General features: G+C 66.2%; 13 protein-coding genes. 8 read left to right on the top strand and 5 right to left on the bottom strand.

What is annotated here, in order from left to right; translation table 11 throughout:
• Window positions 1-127 precede the first annotated feature (127 nt).
• Window positions 128-2,629, top strand: a complete 2,502-nt coding sequence (locus BW38_RS14720; protein ID WP_032975524.1) for a heavy metal translocating P-type ATPase — start codon at window positions 128-130, stop codon at window positions 2,627-2,629.
• Window positions 2,630-2,641: 12 nt separating this feature from the next.
• Window positions 2,642-3,094 (top strand): Cu(I)-responsive transcriptional regulator, encoded by a 453-nt coding sequence (cueR, locus tag BW38_RS14725; protein ID WP_025874806.1) that lies wholly within the window; start codon window positions 2,642-2,644, stop codon window positions 3,092-3,094.
• Between the two features lie 77 nt (window positions 3,095-3,171).
• On the opposite strand, the gene BW38_RS14730 is transcribed toward cueR, so the two are convergent.
• Window positions 3,172-3,366, bottom strand: coding sequence for a heavy-metal-associated domain-containing protein (locus BW38_RS14730; RefSeq protein ID WP_025874804.1), 195 nt, complete (start codon window positions 3,364-3,366; stop codon window positions 3,172-3,174).
• A 162-nt stretch (window positions 3,367-3,528) separates the two neighbouring features.
• Window positions 3,529-6,606 carry a TonB-dependent receptor gene (locus tag BW38_RS14735; RefSeq protein WP_032975522.1) on the bottom strand — a complete coding sequence of 1,026 codons (3,078 nt, stop codon included), beginning with the start codon at window positions 6,604-6,606 and terminating at the stop codon, window positions 3,529-3,531.
• 1,221 nt (window positions 6,607-7,827) lie between these two features.
• On the opposite strand from BW38_RS14735, the gene BW38_RS14740 reads away from it, so the two are divergent.
• The 6 genes from BW38_RS14740 (at window position 7,828) to BW38_RS14765 (ending at window position 17,745) form a co-directional block, all read left to right on the top strand.
• On the top strand, window positions 7,828-10,266 hold the full coding sequence (locus BW38_RS14740) for a GH92 family glycosyl hydrolase (protein ID WP_032975541.1): 2,439 nt from the start codon (window positions 7,828-7,830) through the stop codon (window positions 10,264-10,266).
• Between the two features lie 96 nt (window positions 10,267-10,362).
• Window positions 10,363-11,412 carry a LacI family DNA-binding transcriptional regulator gene (locus tag BW38_RS14745; protein WP_032975521.1) on the top strand — a complete coding sequence of 350 codons (1,050 nt, stop codon included), beginning with the start codon at window positions 10,363-10,365 and terminating at the stop codon, window positions 11,410-11,412.
• A gap of 75 nt (window positions 11,413-11,487) precedes the next feature.
• Entirely contained in the window at window positions 11,488-12,801 is a 1,314-nt protein-coding gene (gene fucP / locus BW38_RS14750; protein WP_025874796.1) for an L-fucose:H+ symporter permease, read from the top strand.
• Between the two features lie 7 nt (window positions 12,802-12,808).
• Complete coding sequence (locus BW38_RS14755) at window positions 12,809-13,804, top strand: carbohydrate kinase (RefSeq protein ID WP_025874794.1); 996 nt, start codon at window positions 12,809-12,811, stop codon at window positions 13,802-13,804.
• Complete coding sequence (locus tag BW38_RS14760) at window positions 13,801-15,027, top strand: AGE family epimerase/isomerase (RefSeq protein ID WP_032975518.1); 1,227 nt, start codon at window positions 13,801-13,803, stop codon at window positions 15,025-15,027. Before BW38_RS14755 ends, BW38_RS14760 begins: the two co-directional genes overlap by 4 nt.
• A gap of 99 nt (window positions 15,028-15,126) precedes the next feature.
• Window positions 15,127-17,745, top strand: a complete 2,619-nt coding sequence (locus BW38_RS14765; RefSeq protein ID WP_032975516.1) for a glycoside hydrolase family 2 protein — start codon at window positions 15,127-15,129, stop codon at window positions 17,743-17,745.
• Window positions 17,746-17,884: 139 nt separating this feature from the next.
• On the opposite strand, the gene mtnC is transcribed toward BW38_RS14765, so the two are convergent.
• The 3 genes from mtnC to BW38_RS14780 form a co-directional block, all read right to left on the bottom strand.
• Window positions 17,885-18,580 (bottom strand): acireductone synthase, encoded by a 696-nt coding sequence (gene mtnC, locus BW38_RS14770; RefSeq protein ID WP_032975514.1) that lies wholly within the window; start codon window positions 18,578-18,580, stop codon window positions 17,885-17,887.
• Window positions 18,581-18,583: 3 nt separating this feature from the next.
• Window positions 18,584-19,141: an acireductone dioxygenase gene (locus tag BW38_RS14775; protein WP_025874787.1), complete on the bottom strand. Its 558-nt coding sequence runs from the start codon at window positions 19,139-19,141 to the stop codon at window positions 18,584-18,586.
• A 91-nt stretch (window positions 19,142-19,232) separates the two neighbouring features.
• Entirely contained in the window at window positions 19,233-19,874 is a 642-nt protein-coding gene (locus BW38_RS14780) for a methylthioribulose 1-phosphate dehydratase (RefSeq protein ID WP_025874785.1), read from the bottom strand.
• Window positions 19,875-20,095: the final 221 nt, after the last annotated feature.

Raw genomic sequence — 20,095 nt, 5'->3', positions numbered from 1 at the left:
GGCGTGGCTCTACTGGGCGCGCGCGGGATGGGTGGGTCGTTGGCGGGGTGGGGTGGATTTGACCTTCCCACGATGGCAAGGTCTAGGCTGGTCACCATCCTCCAGATGGAACCAGGGAAACCAGGCCATGAGCACCTCCAGCCCCACAGCCGTCCACGAGACGGCTTCCACCATCAGCCTGCCGATCGAAGGCATGACCTGCGCCAGCTGTGTTGGCCGCGTTGAAGCGGCCCTGGCCAAGGTCGAGGGGGTCGCCAGCGTGTCGGTCAACCTGGCCACCGAGCGCGCAGACATCCGTTCCTCTGGTCCGGTCGACCGCGATGCGCTGATCCAGGCAGTAGAGAAGGTGGGCTACGAAGTACCCGCCGCGACCACCGAACTGGCCGTGGAGGGGATGACCTGCGCGTCCTGCGTCGGCCGCGTGGAGCGCGCGCTGCTGGCCGTACCGGGCGTCAGCCACGCCAGCGTCAACCTGGCCACCGAGCGTGCGACCGTGCGCGGCGTTGCCGGCATCGATGCACTGGTGGCGGCGATCGACAAGGTTGGATATGCGGCGCGCGCGATCGATGGCGGTACCCAGGTCGACGAGGAAGCGGCGGAAAAGAAGGATGCCGAGCGGGTGGCGCTGAAGCGCGACCTGATCCTGGCCAGCGTGCTGGCGGCCCCGGTGTTCGTGCTGGAAATGGGCTCGCACCTGATCCCCGGCATGCACCATTGGGTGATGTCCACGATCGGCATGCAGGCCAGCTGGTACCTGCAGTTCGTGCTGACCACGCTGGTCCTGGCCATTCCCGGCCGGCGTTTCTACCAGAAGGGCTTCCCGGCGCTGCTGCGCCTGGCGCCTGACATGAACTCGCTGGTGGCGGTGGGTACCGCGGCGGCGTTCGGTTATTCGGTGGTGGCCACCTTCATCCCGCGCCTGCTGCCGGCGGGCACGGTGAATGTCTACTACGAAGCGGCGGCGGTGATCGTCGCGCTGATCCTGCTCGGCCGGTTCCTGGAGGTGCGCGCGAAAGGCCGTACCTCTGAGGCGATCAAGCGCCTGGTCAACCTGCAGGCCAAGGTGGCGCACGTCAGCCGCGAAGGGCGCATCGTCGATATCCCGATCAACGAGGTGCTGCTGGGCGATCTGCTGGAAGTGCGTCCGGGCGAGCGCGTGCCGGTGGATGGTGAGGTGACCGATGGTCGCAGCTACGTCGACGAATCGATGATCACCGGCGAGCCGATCCCGGTGGAGAAGTCGGCCGGCAGCAGCGTGGTTGGCGGCACCGTCAACCAGAAGGGTGCGCTGACCCTGCGTGCGACCGCGGTGGGTGGGCAGACCATGCTGGCGCAGATCATCCGTCTGGTTGAACAGGCACAGGGTTCCAAGCTGCCCATCCAGGCCGTGGTCGACAAGGTGACGCTGTGGTTCGTGCCGGCGGTGATGCTGGCGGCGTTGGCCACCTTCCTGGTGTGGCTGATCTTCGGGCCGTCGCCGGCGCTGACCTTCGCGCTGGTCAACGCGGTGGCCGTGCTGATCATCGCCTGCCCATGCGCGATGGGGCTGGCCACGCCGACCTCGATCATGGTCGGCACCGGCCGTGGCGCCGAGATGGGCGTGCTGTTCCGCAAGGGCGAGGCGCTGCAGCTGTTGAAGGACGCCAAGGTGGTGGCGGTGGACAAGACCGGCACCTTGACCGAAGGTCGCCCGCTGCTGACCGATCTGGAAATCGCCGACGGTTTCGATCGTGCGCAGGTACTGGCGCGGGTGGCGGCGGTGGAGTCGCGCTCGGAGCACCCGATCGCCCGCGCCATTGTCGAGGCGGCGACGGAGGAGGGCATCGCGTTGCCGCCGATGATTGATTTCGAGTCGGTGACCGGCATGGGCGTGCGTGCCAGCGTCGACGGTGCGCGGGTGGAAGTGGGTGCTGATCGCTTCATGCGTTCGCTGGGCGTGGACATCGGCATGTTCGCTGCGCTGGCCGACCGCCTCGGCAACGAAGGAAAGTCGCCGCTGTATGCCGCCATCGATGGCCGCCTGGCGGCGATCATCGCCGTCTCCGATCCGATCAAGCCGAGTACGCCGGCCGCCATTGCCGCCCTGCACCAGCTGGGTCTGAAGGTGGCCATGATTACCGGTGACAACGCCGCCACCGCGCAGGCCATCGCCCGCCAGCTCGGCATCGATGAAGTGGTGGCCGAGGTGTTGCCCGAAGGCAAGGTGGAGGCGGTGCGCCGGTTGAAGGCGGCCTACGGGCAGATTGCGTTCGTCGGTGATGGCATCAACGATGCGCCGGCGCTGGCCGAGGCTGATGTGGGCCTGGCCATCGGCACCGGCACCGACGTCGCGGTGGAATCGGCCGACGTGGTGCTGATGTCCGGCAACCTGCAGGGCGTGCCCAATGCCATCGCGCTGTCGAAGGCGACCATCGGCAACATCCGCCAGAACCTGTTCTGGGCCTTCGCCTACAACACCGCGTTGATTCCGGTCGCGGCGGGTGCGCTGTACCCGGTATGGGGCGTGCTGCTGTCGCCGGTGTTCGCCGCCGGTGCCATGGCCCTGTCCAGCGTGTTCGTGCTCGGCAATGCGCTGCGCCTGAGGCGCTTCCAGGCGCCGATGGTCGAGGCGTCCCATGCGGCCCAGTAAAGGAGTGATGGCATGAACATCGGTGAAGCATCGAAGGCATCCAGCGTGTCGGCCAAGATGATCCGCTACTACGAGCAGATCGGCCTGATTCCGCCAGCTGACCGTACCGGCGCGGGTTATCGCGCCTATTCGCAGGCCGACGTGCACCGGCTGCGTTTCATCCGTCGCGCGCGTGATCTCGGCTTTTCGGTGGCCGAGATCACCGACCTGCTGGGCCTGTGGAACGACACCTCGCGGCACAGCGCCGACGTCAAGCGCCTGGCCGAGCAGCACATCGATGATCTGGAACAGCGCATCGAGAACATGCGACAGATGGCCGATACGCTGAAATCGCTGATCAGCTGCTGCGCCGGCGATGATCGTCCCGAGTGCCCGATCCTGCAGCGGCTGGGGGAAGGCGAGGAGGGCGCTGCGCCGGTTGCGGCGCCCACCGGGGCGGTACGCAGGCGCGCGCGCAGGACCTGAGGACGATATACGGAAAAGAAAATGCCCGCCCCGGCAGCTGCACGGGGCGGGCATCGTTCATGCAGCGGCTCAGGCGATCAGGCCGGGCGCGGCGGGAAACCCGCTTCGGTCAGCGCTGCAATGATCTGCGCTTCGCTGGCCGAGGTCTGCACCTGCACGCGGCGGCTGGGCGGGTCGGCCGACACCGTCGCCGCCGGGTCGACCAGCTCGATCGCCTTGGTCACGCTGCGCGCGCAGCCGCCGCAGGTCATACCTTCCACATGGAATTCCATCTGTAGCTCCTTCGATGCACTTGGGGGTGGAGGCAGTGTGCACCTTGCAACGATGGCAGGGTCAAGCGCTCCCGCGGCGCAGGGGCCACGAAAAACGGCAGCCACCTGTACCAGCGCGGCTGCCGTGGAGGATCGTCCCCGCCCACAGGCGGGGGTAATGCCTTAGAACTTCCAGTTCACGCCGAAGTACAGCTGGCGCCCGGCATACAGGTTGGACAGCAGTCGGGCCTGGCTGTCATTGCCGATGTAGCTGCGCAGCTCGGACTTGGTGGCGTTCAGCACTGCCGCGGTGACCGTCCAGTCCGGCGTGAGGTTGTAGGCCACGTTCAGATCCAGCTGGCTGTAAGGCTTGGTGTAGGTGGTCAGGCCGTTGTTGAGCCCGCCCACCACTTCGCCGCGACGGTTGTACGAGGCACGGGCCAGGAACTTCTCGTTCTCGTAGAACACGGTGACGTTGGCCTGGTTCTTGGCGCTGCCGACCAGCGGCGACGAACCGATCTCTTCGCCATCAAGCACGATCGAGGCCAGGTTTGTGTCGTTGTAGGTGTAGTTGGCCTGCACGCCCAGACCGAAGTCGAAGGTGTACTGGCCATACAGCTCCACGCCCTGCGAGACGCCGTCGCGGCCGTTGGCTTCGGTGCTGTACTTCTGCACCACCACCGTTTCACCACCGACGCTCATCTGCTGGTCGCGCACGACCGGCACGGTGAAGTTGTCCACGTTCTTGCGGAACAACGCCACGCCTGCAACCGAACCCGGCTTGAAGTACCACTCCAGGCCAAGGTCGAACTGCACCGCCTTGAACGGCTCCAGTGCCTTGTTGCTGCCCGAGCCGTACCAGCCGGGGGTGTCGGTGCCGCCAGCGACCCGACGATCATTGCTGTATTCCTGGCTGATGTACTGCAGGCCGCCCGGATAGGCGATGCTGGTGTAGCCCGGGCGCGCAATTACCTTCGACGCGGCACCGCGCAGCACCAGGTTGTCGGTGATGTCCCAGGCGATGTTGAAGCTCGGCAGGAAGTCCGTATAGGTCTTTTCCAGCGAGCTGAGGGTATAGACCTTGTCGCGCACCTGGTTGTCCGGCAGACGCACGAAGCCGCCCTGGCAACGCAGGTTCGGATCGGCAGCCGGGTCATCGCAGCTCATCGGCGCACCCGCGGCGTTGTCCACGAAGTAGTCGTTGAAGCGCTCGACCGAATCGCTGGACTGGGCGAACTGCTTGGTGCGCACCACGCGCACGCCGACGTTGCCGCGCACGCGATCAGTGCGGAAGTTGGCCTGGAAGTAACCCGAGTAGATCTTCTCGTTGACGTCGTAGACGAAGTCTTCCTCGGTACGGTTGTGCGAGCCACCGTAGGTCTGGTTGAGGTAGTCGATGTAGGCCGGGTAGTTGATGCCGGGGAACACGTTGGCATTGAAGCCACCGGCGATGTTGTTGATCGGGTTGGACAGGAAGAAGCCCGGCTGCGCATTGCCTGCGGTCGGATCGCAACCGGCCTGGTAACGATTGTTGTCATAGTCGGCCGGGTCCAGGCCCTGGCAGACCCAGTAGGTGTTGCCGGTATTGCGGTGCACCTGGCCGTCGCGGTACTTGGCGCCGAACTGGATGGAATCCAGCCAGCCGGCTTCGAACATCTTGGTGACGTCGGCCTGGAAGTAGTTCTGCTTGACCTCGGTCTGCATCCACGACGAATCGGTGGAGCCGGTATCGACCTCGGCGATGCCGGCCATCAGCTGCTGCTGGATGTCCGGCGAGACGGTCAGCGACGGCGTGCCGGTCAGGTCCCACGCGGTGTATTGGTTGCCCGCCTGCCACTGGTCACCGACCTTGCGGCGGGGCTTGGCCGACATGCGGAAATTCATCGACGGGCCACCCTTGGACCAGGTGCGGCCGCCGGTGAAGCTGGCCTTCCACAGCGGGCTGATGTCCCAGTCGACGGTCAGATCGGCCGTCTGCGAAAGCGCCTTTTCCTTGCTGTAGCCACCGGTCAGCTGCGGGGTGGGGATGGTGCAGTCATCCGGACCCCAGCCACCCGGCGGCAGGCCAGCTGCGGCGGCCTGGTCTTCGCTGCAGTAATAGGTCTTGCCGGCAAGCTTTTCGTACTGCGCGCCGGTGACGATGCTGCCACTGGGATCGAAGCTCAGCCCGTTGAGCAGGCGCCCACCGGCCCAGTTGCCATCGCCGTTGTAGCGGGCCAGGTTCCACTCCGGCACCTTCAGCATGTTCTGGGTGTAGTCACCCTGCAGTTCGAAGCGGAAGTAGTTCGCGGTCAGGGTCAGGTTGTCGATCGGCTTGAACTGGAAAGTCAGCTGGCCGCCCTTGCGCTCGCGCTTCTCTTCCTTCACCGCGAAGTTCACCGAGGTCGGCATGAAGAATTCGCTGTAGTTCGTGCCGGTCTGGTTGTTGAAACCGGATTGGCCCCACCAGTAGTGGATGCCATCCTGTTCCAGCAGGTTGCCGTTGGCATCGCGCGCGGTGGTGTTGTTGCCGTACCACTGGTAGTCCTCTGTGCTGGTCTCCATGGTGCGGCTGGTGCGCTTCTGCTGGGTCACGCCGACCAGCACGCCGAAGCGCTCGTCCTTGCTGTGCCAGGAGTACAGCGCCGACACCTGCGGGTCGACGTCGTGGCTGGTATCGGACGACGTGCCTTCCAGGTTGACGTAGCCGGAGTTGGCTTCCATCTCCAGCGGGCGGCGCGTGTGCAGGATGACCGTGCCGCCGATGCCGCCTTCGTCGATGCGCGCTTCCGGCGACTTGAACAGCTCGGCGCTGGACAGCATGTTCGACGGCAGCAGGGTGTAGTTGAACGAGCGGGTAGCTTCGTTGTTGGTTTCCGACGAGGCGACGTAGTTGCCGTTCAACTGGGTCAGGGTCAGGTCGGGCGCGAGGCCGCGCACGCTGACCGACTTGCCTTCGCCACCGCTGCGGGTGATGACCACGCCGGGCACGCGCTGCAGCGCGTCGGCCACGTTCTTGTCGGGGAACTTGCCAACGTCCTCGGCGGTGATCACTTCGACCACGGCGTTGGCGTCGCGCTTCTGCTGCAGGCTCTTTTCGATCGCGTAGCGGTAGCCGGTGACCTGGACGCTGTCCAGGGTGGTGGCGTCCTGCGTGCCGGTCGTAGCTGACGCCTGCTGCGCGGAAGCGCCAAGCGGGGCGACGGCGGCGGCCAGGGCCAGCGCGATGGCCAGCGACAACGCGTCGTGGCCCTGCGTACGTGTTGAATGCTTCATTGCCATCTCTCCCTCTCTCCTGGATTGATCCGGTGACTGACTGACGCGGAAACTTGAATCGATCTAATTCGTGATGCCGATCTTGCCTTCGCCCTGCAGATGCAACGAGCGCCTGGCAGATGGCCTGACACGTCCTGTCCTGCTCCCCAACTCCCGGGCCATCGCGATGTCGTCTTGGATCGATCTAAGCGATGGGCGGGGCGATTTTTAGCACGGCCAACGCGCCGACGCATGTTGCTGCGCAATATGGCAGTGACGTGTCGTGCAAATGACCCTTCTCGGAAAAATGCTGTAAGCGTTTACATGCGCAGACGGGGTAGGCCGGCCGGGCTGCGCCCGGCACCCGCAGAGGCCGGAGCAACAGCAACGGCAACAGCAACAGCAACGGCTGGTTTCCTGCGGGATGGCGGGGTGGGTCCGGCTGCGGGGGACGCTGCAAGTACGTCCCTGTAAGCTCGGTCGCGCCTTGCTCGTGTGCGCTGTCCTGCGCACACGGCAAGACCGGGGTTGGGCGTCCTGCCCAGCCCGCCCGAGGCATGCCTCGGGCCCATGGCGCTCACGCCCCCGCAACCGGACCCACCCCGCCTTCGACAGATTCCCGCTGCTGTTGGTAGGTGTCGACCTTGGTCGACACGTGGATCCATGCCATGCATGGATGAAATCCAATCGATGATTTCGAAATCGGTAGGAACATCCATCCACGCCTTGCGTGGATAAAATTCGTCGAAATCAATATTTCGGTAGTCATCGAACAGCATCCACGCGTGGCGTGGATCTACGCGTCGACCAAGGTCGACACCCACCAGGATTCCGACAGATCGCCGAAAACTGTCGAAGGCGGGGTGGGTCCGGTTGCGGGGGTGTCTGCGGCATGGATGCCGCGGCCAAGCCCCCAGGGACGGGTTTACGGCGTCCCCCGCAACCGGGCACACCCCGCCACCCCACGGAATGCAGCTGTTGCCGTTGCTGTTGCCGTTGCCGTCGCCGTTGCTCCGGCCTCTGCGGGTGCCGGGCGCAGCCCGGCCGAAGCCCCCCGCTCATGCTGCGCCGCAGAATGCATTGGGCGAAATTCCCATGGTCTACTTGAATCGATCTAAATCCGCCGGGGTGCGGATTTGTACCGATGGAAACGAGGGCTCGGCCTGTGCGGCCGGTTCTTCGCTGCCGCCCTGCCGCCAAGGAGTCCTGCCCGTGACCAGGTTGTCCCGCCGTCGTCCCGCCCGCCGCCTGTCGGCATTGTCCCATCGGCCCCTGGCCCGCATCGCCTGCCTGCTGGCACTGGCGGTGACGCCCTGGCTGCAGGCCGCACCGGCCGCGCTGGAGCGCGAGGTCAATACCTTCATCGGCAGCAAGGATGACGGCAACACCTTCCCCGGTGCTTCGGCACCGTTCGGCTTGATCCAGGTCAGCCCGATCGGCAGCCACTATTCGGGCTGGCGCTACGACGACGACAAGATCCGCGGCTTCGGCCACTCCTTCCTGTCCGGTGCCGGTTGCTGGGAGCAGGGTGGGCAGGTCTCGGTGCTGCCGGTGACCGGTTCGATCGGCCCCGGCGGCGACTTCGATACCGCCGATGCGAAAGCCTTCAATCACAAGACCTATGCGTCGGCCTACAGCCACGACGGTGAGATCGGCCAAGCCGGCTACTACAAGGTGCGCCTGACCAGCTACGGCGGCATCGACGCCGAAGCGACCGCGCGCACCCGCGCAGCTGCCGAGCGTTACACCTTCAGCCAGCGTCAGGGCGATGGCCACGTGCTGGTGAATGTCGGTCAGGCCAACGAGCGCCACTCGGTGATCGGCAGCGTGGTCGATGTGGTGGGTGACCGCGTGGTGGAAGGCAAGCTGGTCACCAAGAGCTTCTGCGGTGGGCATCAGTACACCACCTGGTTCCGCATCGAGTTCGACCGCCCGTTCAAGGCGCATGGCACCTGGGGCGAGGGCGGCGGCCTGCCGGGCGCGCGCCACAGCATGGAAGGCGAGCAGAAGCCGAATGGCGCGTGGCTCAGCTTCGACCTGGCCAAGGGCCAGGCGGTCACCGCCGTCAGCGCGATTTCGCATGTGGATGCCGAAGGTGCGCGCACCAACCTGCGCGCCGAGGGCATGCAGGGCGGGGCGCTGCTGGGCTTCGAGCGCATGCGCGCGCTGTCGCAGCAATCGTGGCGTGAGCAGCTGGCACGCGTGCGCGTGCAGGGCGGCAATGGCGATGACCGCACCGTGTTCTACAGTGCGCTGTACCACGCGCTGCTGCAGCCGCTCACCGGCAGCGATGCCGACGGCCGTTACCGCGGCTACGACGATGGCATCCATCGCGCCGATGGCTGGACCTACTACGAGTACTTCTCGCTGTGGGATACCTACCGTGCACAGAACCAGTGGCTGGCACTGACGCGCCCGGATGTGGCGCGCGACATCGGCCGCAGCCTGCTGGCGATCGATGAGCAGGGCGGCTGGCTGCCGCGCTGGGGCTATGCCAACTTCGAGACCAACATCATGACCGGCGATCCGGTCACCCCCTTCATGGTCGACCTGTGGCGCTTCGGTGCGCTCAAGGGCCGCGAAGGGCAGGCATGGGATGCGCTGCGCCGCAATGCGTTCGGTACGCCGCCGCTGAACTCGCGTGCTGCCGGTCGCTCCGGCAACCCGACCTACCTGGACAAGGGCTACGTGGTCTACGACCGTGCGTTCCCGTCCAAGGGCATGGATGTCGATCCCCACCATGGTGGTTCGGCAACGCTGGAGTACGCACTGGCCGACTGCGCGCTTTCGCAGATGGCCGATGGGCTCGGCCATGCCCAGGATGCGGCGGTCCTGCGTGAGCGCGGCCGCAACTGGCGCAAGGTATGGGACCCGCAGGTGCGCGACGCCGAGACCGGCTTCACCGGCTTCCCGCGCCCGCGTACCGAAGATGGCCAGTGGTACACACCGGCCGATGGCCATTACAGCCCGCGCTCGCATCACGGTTTCCATGAAGGCACGGCGTGGCAGTACCAGTGGCTGGCGCAGCAGGACGTGCCGGGCCTGGTCGAAGCGATGGACGGCCGCGAACAGGCCGGCCGCCGCCTGGATGCTTTCTTCGCCATGGACGCTCTGCAGGCCGACCCCCTCAATGCCGCCCGCAAGGAGTGGGTGGTCGGGCCGTACAGCTATTACAACCAGTTCCGCTACAACCCCAACAACGAGCCCGACCTGCATTCGCCGTGGCTGTACACGCTGATCGGCCAGCCGTGGAAGACCGCAGCGGTGGTGCGTGCAGCGCAGCAGCTGTTCACCAATGCACCCAACGGCGTGACCGGCAACGATGACCTCGGCACGATGTCGGCCTGGTACCTGTTCAGTGCGATCGGCGTGTACCCGGCGGTGCCGGGCAGCGGCGAGTTCCTGCTGCATACGCCGCGCTTTGCCAAGGTCGAGGTCGAGCTGGGCAATGGCCGCACCCTGCGCATCGAGGCACCTGGCGCCGATGGCCGCCGCCTGCAGTACGTGCAGGGCGTGCAGATCGACGGCAAGGCACATGCCCCGGTATGGCTGGGCTGGAGCCAGCTGCAGCAGGGCCCGAAGCTGCGCTTCGCGCTGGACGGGCGGGCGCCGACCGAGGGCTGGGGCACGGCGGTCAAGGACCTGCCGGTGTCCTGGTGCGCGGCACCGGGCAGCCAGCTGCACTGAGCCGGGCTGTGCCGTTCGAGGCAACCCAGCGAACGGCACGGCACGACAGGGCCGCGATCCATTAGGCTTGAGCATCCATCGGAGTGCGGGAAGACGATGAACGACAACAGCGACAGTTCCAGCAAGCGTTCCGGCAAGGCGGTGACGGTGACCGACATCGCCCGTGCCATCGGCGTTTCGCGCGCGACCGTGTCGCTGGTGCTGCGCGGCAGCCCGCTGGTCAACGTCGATACCCGCGCCCGGGTCGAGGCTGAGCTGCGCCGCCAGCGTTACGTCTACAACCGCGCTGCAGCGAACCTGCGGCGGCGCACGTCCTCCAGCATCGCCCTGGTCATCAACGATCTGTCCAACCCGTTCTTCGCCGAATTCGCCTCCGGTGTGGACGAGGCACTGGGCGGGCGCGGCTACGTGACCCTGCTCGGCAGTACCGGCGAGTCGCCCGAGCGGCAGCAGGCGGTGCTGTCGACATTGATGGAACACACGCCTGCGGGCCTGATCCTGTCGCCGGCCGAAGGCAGCGATGCCACGCTGCTGCGGCAGGTGCTGGGCGCCAACGCCAACGTACTGCTGTTCAACCGCGAACTGGAGGGCGCCGACTGGGACTTCCTGACCCTGGACAACCAGCATGGCGCCTACCTGGCCACCCGCCACCTGATCGAGCGCGGCCATCGCCAGATTGCGTTCTTCGGCGGCCACGCGGCATCGAGTTCCTGCCACCAGCGTCGTGCCGGTTTCCAGCAGGCCCTGGCCGAGGCCGGGCTGGCATTGCCGCCGGGCTGGATGATCGAATCTGCACCCAACCGCCTGGAAGCGGCCGCGCGCACCGATGAACTGTTCGTCGACGGCCATCGGCCGAGCGCAGCGGTCTGCTACAACGACACCGTCGCGCTGGGCCTGATGCTGGGCCTGAACTCGCGCGGCATCCGTCCCGGCGGTGACTTCGCGGTGACCGGCTTCGACGATATTTCCGAAGCGTCGGTTGCCGTGCCGCCGTTGACCACACTGACGGCCGACCCGCGCGAACGCGGGCGGCAGGCGGCCTCGCTGCTGCTGCAGCGGCTGGAGGAACCGGATGCGCCACCACGGCGCACGGTCGCCTCGGTACAGTTGCGCATCCGCGAAAGCAGCGCCGCACGTCCGAATTGAATTGATGCTTCGCTCCTGAACTGATTGCACCCTTCCACGCACCAACGACCTTTCGCGCATCGAGGCGCGTACCGCATGCCGATCTCCGCAACGCCCCGCCCATCGGGTTCCCCGGGCAACCAGCCTGCCGTCACCAACGGCAAGGCGCTGGCCGTGGTCACCACCATCTTCTTCATGTGGGGCTTCCTGACCTGCCTCAACGACATCCTGATTCCGCATCTAAAGGCGGTGTTCGAGCTGAACTACGCCAAGGCAATGCTGGTGCAGTTCACTTTCTTCGGCACCTACTTCCTGATGTCGCTGCCGGCAGGGCGGCTGGTTGCAGCGCTGGGTTACAAGAAGGGCATCGTCGCCGGCCTGGTGATCGCCGGCATCGGTGCACTGGGCTTCTGGCCGGCCGCTGAGCTGCGCGTCTATGGCGCCTTCCTCGGTGCATTGTTCGTGCTGGCCACCGGCATCACCGTGCTGCAGGTGGCGGCCAACCCGTATGTCGCGCTGCTTGGTCCGGAGCAGACCAGTTCCAGCCGCCTGACCCTGGCGCAGGCGCTGAACTCGCTGGGTACGGCCATCGCCCCGATCTTCGGCGGCATGCTGATCCTGTCCAACACGGCCATGAGCGGCGAGCAGATCGCCGCGCTGCCGGCCGCCGAGCAGCTCGCCTACCGTACCGCCGAGGCACACGCGGTGCAGGGCCCCTACGTCGGCCTGGCCGTTGCGCTGGTGCTGCTGGCCCTGTTCGTGTTCCTGTTCCGCCTGCCGGCGCTGAACGACACCACCGAGCAGGCTGACCAGGGGCATCAGCACAGCTATCTGGATGCGCTGCGCAAGCGCCACCTGCTGCTGGGCGTGCTCGGCATCTTCTTCTACGTCGGTGCCGAAGTGTCGATCGGCAGCTTCCTGGTCAACTACCTGTCGATGCCCACCATCGGCGGCTTCAGCGAGCAGGAAGCCACCCACTATGTGTCGGCCTACTGGACGATGGCGATGATCGGTCGCTTCGCCGGTTCGGCGCTGCTGGCGCGCTTCTCGCCGAGCCGCCTGCTGGCGATCTTCGCGCTGGTCAACGTGGGCCTGCTGACGCTGACCATGATGACCTCCGGCAATGTCGCGCTGTACTCGGTGGTGGCGATCGGCCTGTTCAATTCGATCATGTTTCCGACCATCTTCGCGCTCAGCATCGAGCGCCTGGGCCCGCTGACCAGCAAGGGTTCGAGCCTGCTGATCATGGCCATCGTCGGTGGTGCGGTGGTGCCTTACCTGCAGGGCGTCTTGGCTGACCACATCGGCGTGCAGGCCAGCTTCATCCTGCCGCTGCTGTGCTACGGCTACATCATTTTCTACGGACTGGTCGGCGCCCGCGCGCCGGCTGCCGGCACGCAGGGAGGCTGAGTCGAAAATGGGTTCCATCGTCTGCTTCGGCGAAATTTTGATCGATCTACTAGCGCAGCCGCCGGCCTCGGCCGATACCCCGCGCGCGTTCCTGCAGTACGCCGGAGGTGCACCGGCCAACGTCGCGGTGGCCGCCGCGCGGCTGGGCGCGAAGACTCAGTTCGTCGGCATGCTCGGCCGCGACATGTTCGGCGACTTCCTGGCGGAGAGCCTGAGCGAACACGGCGTCGGCACCGACTACATCGTGCGTACCGACGCGGCCAAAACCGCGCTGGCCTTCGTTGCACTGGACGCGGGCGGCGAACGCAGCTTCAGCTTCTACCGTCCGCCTGCCGCCGACCTGCTGTTCCGTGACAGCGATTTCCAGGCGGGCTGCTTCGATGGCGCGCAGTGTTTCCACGTCTGTTCCAACAGCCTGACCGAAGCGGACATCGCCGAAGCCACGTTCGCCGGCATGGACCGTGCGCGTGCGGCCGGCGCGGTGGTCAGCCTGGATCTCAACCTGCGTCCGGCGCTGTGGCCGGCCGATGTCGACCCGACACCGCGCCTGTGGCAGGCGCTGGAGCGCGCCGACCTGGTCAAGCTGTCGCGCGAGGAACTGGACTACCTGGCCGCCCCGCTGGGCGATGACGGCGAGGCGCTGGTGCTGCGCCGCCTGCTGGCCGCGCAGGCACGCTGGGTGATCATCACCGACGGCGCCGCCACGCTGCATTGGTATACCCGTGAAACGCAGGGCAAGGTCAGCAGTTTCCGCGTCGCCACCGTGGACACCACCGCTGCCGGTGATGCCTTCGTCGGCGGCGTGCTGGTTGGCCTGCTGGAGCGGGGTGGGGCAGGTGCGGGCTTTGCCGCGTTCTGCCAGGACCCGCAGGCGATCGCCGCCACGCTGCGCTTCGGCGCCGCCGTTGGCGCACTGGCGGTGACCCGCAAGGGCGCGTTCGCTGCGATGCCCTCGTTCGATGAAGTGCAGCAGCTGCTGCAGCTACAGGATCTCCCCGCATGAGCACCTCGCCCGATTTCCGTTCCCCCACGTTCCTGCGCGCCCACATCGCCGACACGATGGCGTTCTACCATCCGCGCTGCATCGACCCGAAGGGCGGCTTCTTCCATTACTTCCGTGACGACGGCAGCATCTACGATGCCAGCCATCGTCATCTGGTGAGCAGCACCCGCTTCGTCTTCAACTACGCCATGGCCTACCGCGAATTCGGCAACGCAGAGTATCGCGACGCGGTCGAGCACGGGGTGCGCTACCTGCGCGAGGTTCACCGCAACCCGGCCACCGGCGGCTACGCCTGGACTCTGCGCGATGGTGTGGTAGAGGACGACATGAACCACTGCTACGGCGTGGCCTTCGTGCTGCTCGCCTACAGCTGTGCGTTGAAGGCAGGCATCGAAGAAGCCCGCACGTGGATGGACGAAACCTGGCAGCTGCTGCAGGCGCGCTTCTGGGAAGCCGAGCACGGCCTGTACAGGGACGAGGCCGACGGCCAGTGGAACTTCACCGGCTACCGCGGCCAGAACGCCAACATGCACATGTGCGAGGCGATGCTGGCCGCGTTCGAGGCCAGTGGCGAGCAGCGCTATGTCGAGCGCGCGCTGCAGCTGGCCGACAACATGACCCGCCGCCAGGCGGCAAAGGCCGGCGGTCTGGTCTGGGAACACTACGACGTCAACTGGAACATCGACTGGGACTACAACCTGGACGATCCCAAGCACCTGTTCCGGCCGTGGGGCTTCCAGCCGGGGCACCAGACCGAGTGGGCCAAGCTGCTGCTGATCCTGGACCGACACGTGCAGGCCGACTGGCTGTTGCCGACCGCGCAGCATCTGTTCGATGTGGCCGTAGAGCGCAGCTGGGACGTGGTGCGCGGCGGCCTGTACTACGGCTTCGCCCCGGAGTCCCGCCGGCAGCCGGGCATGGACGGCGCGCCGATCGGCGGTGACAGCTTCGTCTGTGATGACGACAAGTATTTCTGGGTGCAGGCCGAGACCCTGGCCACCGCCGCGCTGATGGCCGCGCGCACCGGCGACGACCGCTATTGGCAGTGGTACGACCGTATCTGGGCGTACTCGTGGGAGCACTTCGTCGACCATCGATACGGCGCATGGTTCCGCATCCTCGACGCCGACAACCGCAAGTACAGCGATGAGAAGAGCCCGGCCGGCAAGGTGGATTACCACACCATGGGTGCCTGCTACGAAGTGCTGAACGTCGTGCGTTGAGGTCTGCCGCGCTGCGCGCTCGCCGGGTGGTCCGGCGCTACCGTGGCGTGTGGCATTGGTAGCGCCGGGTCATGCCCGGCGGAAAAACAGGAGTATCACGTGCATCGCATTTCCAACGCTGTCCGTCTGCTGCTGTTGTTGATCGCCCTTGGCGCCTTCCCGGCAGGCGCCGCACCGCTGCAGGCGCAATGGGAGTTCCGGCTACTGCCCGGTGACGCCCAGGGCGCGGCCCATCCTGGCCTGCAGCAGTGGCGCGCAGCCACGGTGCCAGGCAGCGTGCACACCGATCTGCTGGCGCATGAGCTGATCCGCGATCCCTACGTCGGTGCGCCCGAAGCCGAGCTGCAGTGGATCGGTCTGGCCGACTGGGAGTACCGAGCCCGTTTCGATGTGGACGCTGCCAGCTTGGCAAAGGCCCATGCCGAGCTGCGCTTCGACGGCCTGGACACCTATGCCGAGGTGACGCTCAACGGCAAGCCGCTGCTGCGCGCCGACAATGCCCACCGCACCTGGCATGCCCGCGTCGAAGGTCGCCTGCGTGCGAAGGGCAATGAGCTGCAGATCGTGTTCCGTTCGCCGATCCGCACGCTGCTGGCCGGCGTGCAGGCAATGCCGCACAGGATTGCCGGCAACTATCCTTCGCCCTACGGTGATGAACCGAAGGACGCGATGGTTGGCAACTTCGCTCGCAAACCGGCGTACCACTTCGGGTGGGACTGGGGCCCGCGCTACGTCACTGCCGGCGTCTGGCGGGGCGTTGACCTGCAGGCATGGGATGCGCATCGGTTGACCGATGTGGCCGTACGCACTGATGCGCTTGATGCAGAAAACGCAAAGCTGGCGGTAGTGCTGCAGGTGGAGCAGGACGCGGTCGCCGGTCCGGTGGCGGTGGACGTCGAGGTGCGCGATCCCTACGGCCGCAGCGTCGCGCGGGTGCAGCGCACGGTCGAACTGACGCCCGGCCGGAACAGCGTGGACGTGCCGGTTGAACTGGCCAAGCCGCGGCGCTGGTGGCCGGTCGGCCATGGTGCGCAGGACCGCTACACCGTGCAGGCGCGCCTGGACGGCAGTGCCGATGCGGTGCTGGCACGCGAACAGCGCATTGGCCTGCGCACCGTCGAACTGCGCCGCGAGCAGGACGACAAGGGAGGGCAGGGCTTCGCCTTCGTCATCAACGGGGTGCCGATCTTCGCCAAGGGCGCGAACGTGATCCCCTTCGACGCCTTCCCCGCGCGCGTTGATGCTGCGCGCCTGCGCCAGGTACTGGTCGCCGCGCGCGATGCCAACATGAACATGCTGCGCAACTGGGGCGGCGGCTACTACGAGGACGATGCGTTCTTCGACATCGCCGACGAACTGGGCCTGCTGGTCTGGCAGGACTTCATGTTCGGCGGTGGCATGCAGCCGGGTTACGACCCGGCATTCCGCGCCAGCGTGGTGGCCGAGGCGCGCGACAACGTGCGCCGGCTGCGCCACCATCCCAGCATCGTGCTGTGGTGTGGCAACAACGAAGAAGAAACCGCGTGGAAGGATTGGGGCCACGGCCGTGACCTGAAGTCCGCCGATCCGGCGTTCGCAGCGAAGGTCTGGCAGGGCTACGTTGACCTGTTCGGCAACGACCTGCGCCAGGTGGTGAGCGAAGATGGGTTGGGCGTGCCGTACTGGTCCAGTTCGCCCAGCAACGACCTGGACGAGAAGGCCAACGACTCCACCCGTGGCGACAAGCATTACTGGCAGGTGTGGGGCAATCCGGCATTGCCGGTGCAGGCGTATCTGGGCGAGACCCCGCGCTTCATGTCCGAGTACGGCCTGCAGGCCTGGCCAGCGGTGGCGACGGTGGACCAGATCGCCACCCGTGCCGAACAGCGCATCGACAGCCCGGTGATCCGTGCGCACCAGAAGTTCATGGCCGGCGAGGGCAATACACGCCTGCTGCACTACATCGAACTGGGCTACGGCACGCCGAAGGACTTCGAGGACTTCGTCTACCTGAGCCAGGTGATGCAGGCCGATGGCATCGCCCTGGCGGCGCTGCACCATCGCGCTTCGCGGCCCTACACGATGGGCTCGCTGTACTGGCAGCTCAACGATGTCTGGCCGGGAGCATCGTGGTCGAGCGTGGACTACTTCGGTCGCTGGAAGGCGCTGCACTATGCCGCGCGGCGCTTCTTCGCGCCGGTTACGGTGGCCGCACTGCGTGATGAAGGCAGTACCCGCGTGCGCCTGATCAACGATGGTGCCGCACTGGATGCACGTTGGCGCCTGCGGGTGATGGACGTTGAGGGCAAGGTGCTGCGCCGTCGCGAGCAGGCGGTGACCCTGACCGCCGCCGGGGTGACCGATATCGGCACCTACGCGGATGCCGAGCTGCTGGCCGGTGCCGATCCGGCGCGGACGGTGGCGGTGTTCGAGCTGCTGCAGGATGGCAAGGTGAGGGCGCGGCAGGTGGTCGGCTTCGTTGAAGCCAAGGACCAGGTGCTGCCACGCCAGCAGTTGACGTCAACGCTGGCGATCGACGGTGACCACTATCGCCTGCGGCTGCACAGCGCTGCGCTGGTGCGCGCAGTCTGGATCGATTTCGGCGCGCTCAACGTGCAGGTGGAAGACAACCTGCTGGACCTGCTGCCGGGCGAAACCCGCGACATCGCCGTGCGTGGCCCGGTGGATCTGGCCGCGCTGCGCGAGACGTTGAAGGTGAAGACCCTCAACGATCGATGAGCAGCGCCGTCTACCCGCCTTGGTAGGTGCCAACCTTGGTTGGCACATCAGAAGCTGATCTGCCCTTGGTAGGTGCCAACCTTGGTTGGCACATCAGAAGCATGCCAACCAAGGTTGGCATCCACCAAAGCGGATGGCCTTACAGCTGGATCTGCTGGAAGTTCTCGACGCGATCATGGCCGTTGGCGGCGTCGCCGATGCGCGGCATCGGGTAGTCGTCCAAGCGATCGATCAGGCGTGTCTGCAGGCCGGCTTCGCGGGCGGCGTCCAGTTCCTCGACCACGTCGGACAGGAACAGGATCTCGCCAGCGGGAACGCCGATGGCCTGCACGATGTGGCGGTAGCTGTCAGCCTCGCGCTTGCCACCGACTTCGGTATCGAACCAGCCCGACACCAGCGGACTCAGGTCACCGGCGTCGCTGAAGCCGAAGAACAGCTTCTGCGCCGGCACCGAGCCGGAGGAGTACACATACAGCGGCAGGCCCGAGGCGTGCCACCCCTTCAACACCGGCGCTACCTCCGGGTAGAAGTGCGCGGTGTAGTCACCACGACGGTAGCCCGCGTCCCAGATCAGCCCCTGCAGGGCCTTCAGTGCGGTGTGCTTGCGGTCCTGGTCGATCCAGCCCTGCAGCGTCTCGGCCACCAGGCTGTCCTGGCAGGCGCCGCCGATCTCGGTGGCGACTGCATCCAGCCAGCGACGCACCTCCGGTTGCTGGCCATGGTCGGCGACGAAGCCGGGCAGCGCCTGGCGTGCGTACGGGAACAGCACGTTCTTGACGAACGAGATGCTGCTGGTGGTGCCTTCGATGTCGGTCAGGATGACGCGGGGCTGCATTGATCAGGACGCCTGGGTCGGAATGTAACGGGGGAATTTCTGCGCGATGTCGGTGCCGGTGAAGTGACCGACCCAGCCATCCGGTTCGGTGAAGAAGCGGATCGCCACGAAGCTCGGCTCATCACCCATGTCGAACCAGTGGGTGGTGCCGTCGGGCACGGCGATCAGGTCATCCTTCACGCACTCGATCTCATAGACCTTGTCGCCCACGTGCAGGGTGAACAGGCCCGAGCCGGCGACGAAGAAGCGTACTTCGTCTTCCTTGTGGAAGTGTTCGTCGAGGAATTTCTTCCTCAGCTCGGCGCGGTTCGGGTTGTCGGGGGCGATCGAGGCCACGTCCACGCTCTTGAAGCCGCGTTCGGCAACCAGGCGGTCGATGTCGGCGCGGTAGGCGGCGAACACTTCGTCCTGGCTTGCGCCCGGGGCGACCGGCGCGGTGGCCTGCCAGCGTTCAAAGGTGACGCCGATCTTCTGCAGTTCGGCAGCGATGATCGCGCCGTCCTGGGTGTCCAGCAGCGGCGATTCGGGATGGGTATCGTCGTAGATGCGCAGTCGGCTCATGGCGGCAGCTTGAACGTCTCGGGGAAGGACAGGGTAGCAGGGTGGCATTGATGGCCTGATTCCAGAACGGCATCTGGCCGTGCCGGAAACTTCAGCTGCGCAGCTTGCGCAGCTCCAGCTCGCAGTGCAGCAGGAATTCGAACGCTTCCATGTGCCGCCGTGCTTCGGCCATGTCGCGGCCCCAGGCATACAGGCCGTGGCCGTCGATCAGGTAGCCCCAGAGGGTCTGCGTGTCGAGCAGGGCGTCGACCTGGGCAGACAGCACGTCCATGTCCTGGGTGTTGGCAAACACCGGGATGTCGATGGCCATCTCGTGGGTGCTGTTGCCCGCGAAGGCCTTCAGCAGTTCGTAGCCTTCCACCCGGATATGGCCCTGCGGTGCATACAGGCGCGAGGCGATGGTCTGCACCGGCGAATGCGTATGCAGCACGCAGCCGATCTCCGGGAAGCGGCGATACAGCTGGGTATGCAGCAGGGTTTCGGCAGACGGGCGCAGCGGGCGGCCGACGGCCTTGCCATCGAAATCCACGACCATGATGTCGTCTTCGATCAGGCGGCCCTTGTCCTTGCCGGAGACGGTGATCGCGGCGTGGCGGTCGTCCAGGCGGTGGGAAAAGTTGCTGCTGGTGGCCGGGGTCCAGCCGGCCTGGGCCAGTTCGCGGACGTTGTCGATCAGCAGCTGGGCCAGTTCGCTCAGGCGCGCGGTGTCGTAGGGGAAGGTGGGGGTGTTCATGGGGGCGATTTTACTGGATTCGGCCAACGGCTGAGCCCCTCGTGGCTGGCGTCAGAAGCAGATTCAGTGGGGTGGCCGGTCGGGTAGGCTGCGCAGGGGACGCCGTAAACCCGTCCATGGGGGCTTGGCCGCGGCATCCATGCCGCGGACACCCCTGCGCAGCCCACCCGACCGGCCAGGGACAGGTTCCGCGCGGCCAGCCACGGATTGAAGAAAGAAGG

The sequence above is a fragment of the Stenotrophomonas sp. RIT309 genome (assembly GCF_000632045.1).
GTDB classification, from domain to species: Bacteria; Pseudomonadota; Gammaproteobacteria; order Xanthomonadales; family Xanthomonadaceae; genus Stenotrophomonas; species Stenotrophomonas indicatrix.
The sequence above is the reverse complement of the archived record's forward strand: the minus strand, read 5'-3'. Positions and strand labels throughout refer to the sequence as shown.